This is a genomic window from Xanthobacter sp. BG11Y11_SDJG (assembly GCF_057364445.1).
On record NZ_JBNFNU010000171.1, the window covers coordinates 1 to 8,521 of the forward strand.

At 70.2% G+C, this 8,521-nt stretch carries 6 protein-coding genes; 2 read left to right on the forward strand and 4 right to left on the reverse strand.

The window, feature by feature from the left end; all coding sequences use genetic code 11:
- Nucleotides 1–451: 451 nt before the first annotated feature.
- Nucleotides 452–775 carry a DUF1192 domain-containing protein gene (locus tag AC2W7M_RS14430; RefSeq protein ID WP_486132951.1) on the reverse strand — a complete coding sequence of 108 codons (324 nt, stop codon included), beginning with the start codon at nt 773–775 and terminating at the stop codon, nt 452–454.
- A 495-nt stretch (nt 776–1,270) separates the two neighbouring features.
- Here AC2W7M_RS14430 and AC2W7M_RS14435 point away from each other — a divergent pair, with 495 nt between their 5' ends.
- Entirely contained in the window at nt 1,271–4,138 is a 2,868-nt protein-coding gene (locus tag AC2W7M_RS14435) for an EAL domain-containing protein (protein WP_486132952.1), read from the forward strand.
- A 100-nt stretch (nt 4,139–4,238) separates the two neighbouring features.
- Here AC2W7M_RS14435 and AC2W7M_RS14440 read toward each other — a convergent pair whose 3' ends face one another.
- From AC2W7M_RS14440 to AC2W7M_RS14450, 3 genes are read right to left on the reverse strand one after another with little or no spacing between them, the layout of a single operon-like run.
- A complete protein-coding gene (locus AC2W7M_RS14440; protein WP_486132953.1) occupies nt 4,239–5,732 on the reverse strand; it encodes a tripartite tricarboxylate transporter permease in 1,494 nt (497 codons plus the stop codon).
- Complete coding sequence (locus AC2W7M_RS14445; RefSeq protein WP_486132954.1) at nt 5,732–6,196, reverse strand: tripartite tricarboxylate transporter TctB family protein; 465 nt, start codon at nt 6,194–6,196, stop codon at nt 5,732–5,734. The genes AC2W7M_RS14440 and AC2W7M_RS14445 overlap by 1 nt, the downstream gene beginning before the upstream one ends.
- Before the next feature lie 42 nt (nt 6,197–6,238).
- Complete coding sequence (locus AC2W7M_RS14450; RefSeq protein WP_486132955.1) at nt 6,239–7,204, reverse strand: tripartite tricarboxylate transporter substrate binding protein; 966 nt, start codon at nt 7,202–7,204, stop codon at nt 6,239–6,241.
- A gap of 419 nt (nt 7,205–7,623) precedes the next feature.
- On the opposite strand from AC2W7M_RS14450, the gene AC2W7M_RS14455 reads away from it, so the two are divergent.
- Nucleotides 7,624–8,343, forward strand: coding sequence for a Tim44/TimA family putative adaptor protein (locus tag AC2W7M_RS14455; RefSeq protein ID WP_486132956.1), 720 nt, complete (start codon nt 7,624–7,626; stop codon nt 8,341–8,343).
- Nucleotides 8,344–8,521 lie beyond the last annotated feature (178 nt).

Genomic DNA, 8,521 nt, shown 5'->3' on the forward strand with positions numbered 1-8,521 from the left:
GATGGCTCCGCAGGCGCCCGGCGAGGCGGGCGAGCGTCAGCCGCGCGTGCCCCGGCGGCGTCGAGCACGTCGGTGACGAGCCCAGCCAGCCGATCCGCCCTCTCCCGTGTCTGACCGGAACGTCCCATGATCCGCCGCCATCCTGTCCCCCGCAGCAGCGGGTGGAGCACCGGGCAGACATGCGCCGGAGGCGGGCCGGCGTAAAGGCGGCCCGGGCGGCAAATAACGGGGATTGCGGGGGCGGGACGCAAAGAAGAGCCGCCTTGCGGCGGCTCTGTAGTCTGACAGGGAGAGTTGCCAGATGTCCGGGAGAATCACCTTCGTCGGACAGCAACGATTATGAGCGGCGAAAATTAACGGGAGATTAACGGCTTGGGGATAAAAGCCCTGCCCCCTCCGGGTGCCGTACCGCGCTGCCGCCGAGCCTCGGGGGGCCCTTCTCCGGCCCGACTCAGAGCTTGAAGGCCGCGTTCGCGGCGTCCAGCGACGCCTTCTTGCGCGCAAGCGTCTCCTCTAGACGGATGATCTCCGCCTTCAGCTCGGCGATGCGCGCCTCGATCTCGGCCACCGAGAGCCGCGACAGGTCGGCCCCGGCGATCGGCTCGGGGGGCGGAGCGGGACGGTCTTCCTCCATGATCGCCTCCATGACGGGCGTCCCGCGGGAGCGGGACCGCTCCGCGCCGGAACGCGGCGCGGGTATCTGCCATTGTGCCGCGTGCGGCGCCGGGAAGAAATCCTTCCGCCCCGACGCGACCTTGCCGTCGGCGGACAGCATCGGGGTTCGACGACATCACGGCTTCGTGAACTTGGTTTCGGCGGCCAACGCGGCGACGCGGTGCCCGATTGTCAGCCACGCCGCCGTGCTGCCCATGGGACAGGCGAAAAAGGGATTTCCGTCGCTCCAGGTCCCGCTTAAGGTGCCAGTTCGGGTGCGCTTCCCTCACGCTCAGCGGGCACAGGGGCAGAGGCCATCGGACGGGGAGGCAGGCCGCAGCTTGGCCGATTGCCTTGCTTCGGTCCAACGGCCTGGATAGAGCACACGCTTCGGCTGGCGCCATGCGCGCTGGCAAGCGCGTCTTCGGCCGCGTAGCCTTCGGCCGGCGGGGCAGCCCGCGTGGCGGCCGACGGCCTCGCAAGGGTGGGGGACGCCGGGTTCGAGCGCCGGTCAGGCGGCCGGACCGCGCTTGAAGACTGGTCCGGCCCGTCCGGACGGCGGGTGCGGAGGCCCGGATTTGCAGGTTGTCCTTGTCGTCCTCATGGCGATCGCGCTTTGCTTGCCACCCCCGGCGATGCCCGGGCGGTGGATGCCGTCGCCGTGCGCCTCGACGCGAACCTGATCGACCTCCTGCCCGCGGTGCAGCGGCAGACCACCGACAGCGACCGCATCCAATTGTCCACCGCGCCCGATTCGGAGGGGGTCGTGCGCCGCATCGAGGTGCGCAGCGCCGACGGGCGCAATCAGGTGGACTGGATCGCCTTCGCGCTCTCCAACAACACCGACGAGCAGGTCGACCGCCTGATCGTCGCGCCCTATTACCGGATGGTCGGCTCGGGTCTGTTCTGGCCCGATCTCGGCAACCGCCGCCTCGTCTCGCTCACCCCGAGCCAGGGCTTCAAGCCCGAGCGGCAGGCCTCGCCCGACGCCGACGTGTTTCTGGTGACGCTCGACCCCGGCTCCACCGTCACCTTCGTCGCCGAGCTGGGCGGCCCGAACCTGCCGCAGCTCTATATGTGGAAGCCCGACGCCTACAAGGACCGGGTCAACGCCTTCACGCTCTACCACGGCATCGTCATCGGCATCGCCGGCCTGCTCGCCCTGTTCCTCACCATCCTGTTCGTGGTGAAGGGCTCGGTGATGTTCCCGGCGGCGGCGGCGCTCGCCTGGGCGGTGCTCGGCTATATCGGCCTCGATTTCGCCTTCTGGTCGAAGGTGTTCGGCCTTTCGCCCATCGCCGAGCAGTTCTGGCGCGCGGCCGGCGAGGCGATCCTCGCCGCGACGCTGCTGGTGTTCCTGTTCGCCTATCTCAACCTCAACCGCTGGCATGTGCGCTACGTGCACGTGGCGGCGGGCTGGCTCACCTTCCTCGCGGCGCTGGTGGTGCTCGCCATCCTCGACGCGCCGGTCGCCGCCGGCATCGCCCGCCTGTCGCTGCTCGCGGTGGCGGTGGCCGGGCTCGCGGTGGTGATCTGGCTGTCCCAGCACGGCTACGACCGCGCGGTGCTCATCATCCCCACCTGGTCGCTGCTGGTGGTCTGGGTGGTGATGGCCGGGATGACCGTAGCCGGCCTCGTCACCAACGACCTGGCCGCGGCCGCGCTCTCGGGCGGCCTGGTGCTGATCGTCATGCTGATCGGCTTCACGGTCATGCAGCACGCCTTCGCCGGCATCGGCGGGGTGCAGGGCTCGGCCTCGGAGCTGGAGCGCCGCGCGCTGGCGCTCGCCGGCTCGGGCCTCATGGTGTGGGACTGGGACGTCGACACCGACCGCATCTACACCTCGCCCGAGGCGGAGGAGGCGCTTGGCCTCAAGCGCCATTCGCTGGAGACCGAGGCGGCGGGCTGGCTGGAGGTGCTCCACCCGGCCGACCGCGACCGCTTCCGGGCGACGCTCGACGGCATCATCGACCAGCGGCGCGGGCGCATCGACCAGGACTTCCGCCTGAGGGCCATCGACGGCCACTATCTCACCTTCAACCTGAAGGCCCGCCCGGTGGTGGGCGCGGACGGCGAAGTGGTGCGCTGCATCGGCACCCTCACCGACGTCACCGGCGAGCGCATCGCCGCCGAGCGCCTGCTGCACGACGCGGTGCGCGACAACCTGACCGGCCTGCCCAACGGCGAATTGTTCCTCGACCGGCTCGAGCAGGCGCTCACCTTCGCCAAGCTGGACGAGAAGGTGAAGCCGACCGTGATGGTGATCGACCTCGACCGGTTCAAGGAGGTCAACGTCAAGGTCGGCATGGCGATGGCCGATTCCATCCTGCTCACCGTGGCGCGGCGCCTCATGCGCCTGATGAAGCCGCAGGACACGCTGGCCCGCATGGCCGGCGACCAGTTCGGCCTGATCTTGATGTCCGAGCGCGACCCCGAGCGCATCACCACCTTCGCCGACACGCTGCGCCGCTCGCTGCGCGCGCCCATCACCTTCGCCGACAAGGAGGTGTTCGTGACCGCCTCGATCGGCCTCGTGCTCTCCGGCCCGGAGGTCGGCAAGCGCGACGAGGTGCTCAAGGACGCCGAACTCGCCATGTACTACGCCAAGCGCATCGGCGGCGACCGCATCGAGGTATTCCGCCCGGCCATGCGCCAGCAGAAGATCGACCGCGTGGTGCTGGAGGCCGAGCTGCGCCAGGCGCTCTCGAAGAACGAGATCTCGGTGCGCTACCAGCCGGTGGTGCGCCTGGAGGACCGGGCGATCGGCGGCTTCGAGGCGTTCGTGCGCTGGAACCATCCGCGGCTCGGCGAACTGGCGGCCTCCGAGTTCTGGCGCCTCGCGGAGGAGACCGGGCTGGTGCTCGACCTCGGCCTGTTCGTGCTCGACAAGGCCGCGCGCCAGCTCGGCCAGTGGCAGCGCATGCTGCGGGTGGACCCGCCTTTGTTCATGCACGTCAACGTCTCCTCGCGCCAGCTCCTGCGGCACGATCTGATCCAGGACCTGAAGTCGGTGCTCGCCCGCAACGCGGTGGCGGTCGGCTCGCTGAAGCTGGAGGTGGCCGAGAGCCTGGTGATGGAGAATCCGGAATACGCCGCCGTGGTGCTGGCGCGCATGCGCGAGCTGGGCGCGGGGCTGTGCCTGTCGGACTTCGGCGCCGGCTATTCGTCGCTGCCCTATCTGCAGCGCTTCCCGGTGGACGCCATCAAGATCGACCAGCGCTTCGTGCACGACACCGCCAAGGGCCCGGCCCGGGCGGCGCGGCCGGTGATCGTCGGCGCGCTGGTGGACCTCGCCCACGACCTCGGCATGGACGTCATCGCCTCGGGCCTGGAGCGCGAGCAGGAGGCGGCGGAAATGGCGGAGCTGGGCTGCGAGTACGCCCAGGGCCTCGTCTTCGGCGAGCCCTTCACCGCCGAGGAATGCCGCGCCTTGATCGAGCCGGCGCCGGTGGAGCCGAAGAAGCGGCGGGCCGCGGCGGAGTAGGCCTGGCCTGCGGCTCGACCCGAGCAATGCCCATTCGCGCCGGCCTTGCCCCGCGGGGCCGTTCCGGCGGGGCCGGGATCGGACCGCCGGACCGCGGCCCCTACGCCGCGCCGGTGTTCCGCCGCGCCCGCAGGCTCGACCAGATGGGCCACACGAACACCAGGATGGTGAGCGCTCCGAGCGTGCCGGAGATCGGCCGCTCGAAGAAGGCAAGGAGGTTGCCGTCCGCCTTGATCATGGAGGTGACGAAGCTCTCCTCCAGCAGCTTGCCGAGCACAATGCCGAGCACGCAGGGGGCGATCGGGATCTGGTGCTCCTCCATGAGGAAGCCGAGCACGCCGAACACCAGCATCAGCACCACGCCGTAGGCGGAATTGTTCACCGCATACGAGCCGACGATGCAGAACATGAGGATGATCGGGATCAGGATGCGGCGCGGGAAGCGCAGCAGCGCGGTTCCCGCCTTCAGCGCCAGGAGGCCGAGCGGGATCATCATGAGATTGGCGAGGATGAAGATGGTGAACACGGCATAGATGGTCTGCGGATTGTTCACGAACAGCATCGGCCCGGGATTGAGGCCCTTGAGATAGAGCACGCCGATCACCACCGCGGTGATGCTGTCGCCGGGAATGCCGAACACCAGCGCCGGCACCCAGGCGCCCGCCAGCGCCGCATTGTTGGAGGACGTGCTCTCGATGATGCCCTCCACATGGCCGGTGCCGAATTTTTCCGGCGTCTTCGAGAATTTGCGGCTGGTGGCGTAGGACACCCATGCGGCGATGTCCGCCCCCGCGCCGGGCAGGATGCCGATGGCGGTGCCCGTGAGATTGCCGCGGATCTGCTGCGGCCAGTACTTCACGAACATGGTCCCCCAGCCCTTGAGCGGGTTGCCCATGGAGACCTGCTTGACGTTCCAGTCGCGGGCGCCGGTGGCCATGGTGCGGATCACCTCCGACATGGCGAACAGGCCGATCATGGCGGGGATGAAGTCGATGCCGCCGAGCAGCTCCGTCGAGCCGAAGGTGAAGCGCGGCAGGCCGCCCGGATTGTCGATGCCCACCTGGGCGATGAACAGGCCCAGCAGCAGCGAGATGAGCCCCTTCACCGGCGAACCCGCGCCGATGAAGATGGCGCAGGCGAGCCCCAGCAGCGCCAGCCAGAAATATTCGAACGAGGAGAAGCCGAGCGCCACTTCGGCGAGCAGCGGCGCCGCGAGGATGAGGATGAAGGTTCCGAACAGCCCGCCGAGCGCGGAGAACAGCACGTTGGCGCCGAGCGCCACCTCCGCCTGGCCCTTGCGGGTCATGGCGTAGCACTCCTCCGTATAGGCGGCGGAGGCCGGCGTTCCGGGCATGCGCATCAGGGTCGAGGGAATGTCGCCGGCGAAGATCGCCATGGCCGAGCAGGCGATCATGGCGCCCACCGCCGGCAGCGGCTCCATGAAGAAGGTGATGGGCACCAGAAGCGCGATCGCCATGGTGGCGGTGAGGCCGGGAATGGCGCCCACGACCATGCCGAACGCCGAGGCTGCCAGAATGGTGAGGATCACGTCCCACCGCATCACCATGGCGATGCCGGCCTCGATGGCGTTCATCACAGATACCCTTCGATGAAGCCGCGCGGCAGCGGCACGCGCAGGCCGTGGGCGAAGGCCCACCAGGTCACGAGCGCGGTGGCGAGCGCCACCGGCACCGCCACCTTGAGCGGCACCCGGACCAGCAGGAACAGGCCGGCGAGCACCAGGCTCGCCGCCGGGATGAAGCCGAGCAGGGGCGCCAGCACCAGATAGGCGGCGGTGAGCGCGATGGTGGCGAGGGCGCGCGGCAGGGCGCCGGGCTCGCGGATCCAGGTCGCCTGCGCGAGCGGGAACGGGCCGGCGCGGACCGCGCCGGCGCACAGAATGAAGCCGCACGCGGCGAGCCCCGCCGCCGTCAGCGTCGGGAACACGTCCGCCCCGTACTGCTGGCCGGGGATGGGCGGGAAGGTGGAGGCGGCGGCATAGAGCGCCGCCGCGCCGATGAGGACCAGAAGGCCCACGATGAGGTCGCTGACGCGCATGGCACCGCCTCTTGCGGGTGGGGCAGGGTGGGCGGCGGCGCGCTACTTCGCGAGCCCCACCTCCTTCATCACCTTGCCGAGCGATGCGTCCGCCGCGGCCATGAAGGCGCCGAAGCCGGGCCCGTCGGCATATTTTCCGCCGAAGCCGCGGCTCGACAGGAAGTCCTGGTAGTCCTTGCTCTCATAGGCCTTCTTCAGCGCCGCCTGGAGCTTCGCCGACACGTCCGCCGGCAGTCCCTTGGGGGCGGCGACGCCGCGCCAGGCGCCGATCGCCCAATCCGAGCCCGTGGCCTCCTTGAGGGTGGGGATGTTGGGCATCAGCTTGGAGCGCTCGGGGCTCATGATGGCGAGGCTCTTCACGCGGCCGGCGTCGATCAGCGAGCGCGCCTCGGGCAGCGAGCAGGTGACCACCTGGACGCCGCCGGCGACGAGATCCTGCAGGCCCGGCGCCGCGCCGTTGGAGGGCACCCACGGCACGCTCGCCGGGTCCATCATCAGCGAGGACAGCATGCCGGCGAGCGCGAGGTGCCAGATGCCGCCCTGGCCGGTGCCGGAAGCCTTGAACTTGCCGGGGTTCTTCTTGATGTCGTCGAGCAGCTCCTGCGCCGTCTTGTAGGGCGCGTCGGTGCGCACCTGCACGCCGGCCGGGTCCTCGTTCATCAGCGCCAGCGGGGTGTAGGAGGCGGGGGTGAGCGGGGTGAGCCCGGCCCAGTGCATCATGGCGATCTCCACCGTGATGAGGCCGAGCGTGTAGCCGTCCGGCGCCGCGTCGGCGATCGCCTGGTGGCCCACCACGCCCTGGCCGCCGGTGCGGTTCACCACCGCCACGGGCTGGCCGAGGTCGCGCTCCAGCAGCGATGCGACGATGCGCGCCACCGCGTCGGTGCCGCCTCCGGCACCCCACGGCACGACCATGGTGATCGGCCGGTCGGGATATCCGGCGGCGGAAGCGGGGGCGGCAAACGCGGAAAATGCGAGGGCAAGCCCCGCGGCAAGAAGGCGGCGCATGTGGCGTTTTCTCCCTGAGCACGGCTCTGCGGCCGAATTCTAATCGTTTTGATCAAGAGTATGGTAGGTCGTCCGGACGGTCAATCGGGTCGCTTCGCGGCTGCGAGCGGAGGTGGCGCCGCGTCTTCCCCTGCCGTAAGGTGTCGGAAAACGCGCGCGGCGTGCCGCTGGGGTCTGGCGCTCGGCCGCAGGCGACGTACATAAGGCAGGGTATGCGAATGGCGACGTCCAACGGGCGGGCCGTGCGTATCCGGAAGGTGGGAGGCGCGCGGCGCGGGATGCGGCATGGACCGCCGCGGCGTCCTCCGGTTCGAGAGGTCGGGTTCCGCGCCTTGCGAGGCAGCCGGGCACCGGCCTTTAACGAGGCAACGATGTCCCGGAGGCGGGGGTCGCCGGGGCGCAAGGCATGGCGAAGCGCAGTGCTCGACATCTACACGATCATCTTCCTGGCTCTGGCCGTGTTCATCTTCGTGCGGCTGCGCAGCGTGCTCGGCCAGCGCACCGGGCGCGAGCGGCCGCCTTACGATCCCCTATTCCCGCGATGCCGCGCGCCGCCGCAGCCGGCGCCCGAGAGCAACGTGGTGACGCTGCCCGAGCGCACCCCGGCCTCGCCCGTGTCCGGCGGCGTCGCGGACGAGCCCGAGCCCGCCGGCTTCCGCTGGGAGGGCGTGACCGAGGAGGGCACCGCCATAGCCGCGGCGCTCGACGAGATCGCCCGCCAGGAGAGCGACTTCGACGCCAAGCACTTCCTGACCGGCGCCAAGGCGGCCTACGAGATGATCGTCACCGCGTTCGCGGCCGGCGACCGCAAGCTGCTCAAGGATCTGCTGGCGAAGGACGTCTATGAGGGCTTCGTCGCCGCCATCGCCGACCGCGAGAGCCGCGGCGAAACCATGGAATCGCACTTCGTCTCCATCGAGCGCGCCGAGCTCCAGGACGCAACAGTGCGCGGGCGCAACGCCCAGCTGACGGTGCGCTTCGTCTCCAAGCTGATCTCGGTGACGCGGGCGCGCGACGGCTCGGTGGTGGACGGCAGCCCCGACACGGTGGCCGACGTGACCGACGTGTGGACCTTCGCCCGCGAACTCGGCGCCCGCGACCCCAACTGGAAGCTGGTGGCCACCGAAGCCGCCCAGTGAGGCGGGAAGGCGAGGCTGCGGTGCGCGGTGCGCCGATCATCCTGTCTCTGCGCGGCGGTGCCGGATGGCGCCGCCGCTTTGCGTTTGCACCCGCGGCCGACCGCGCCGGCATCGCCGCCGCCGCACTGGCGCTCGGCCTGAGCCTGTCGCCGGCCGCCGCCGCTCCAGGCCCGGCGGC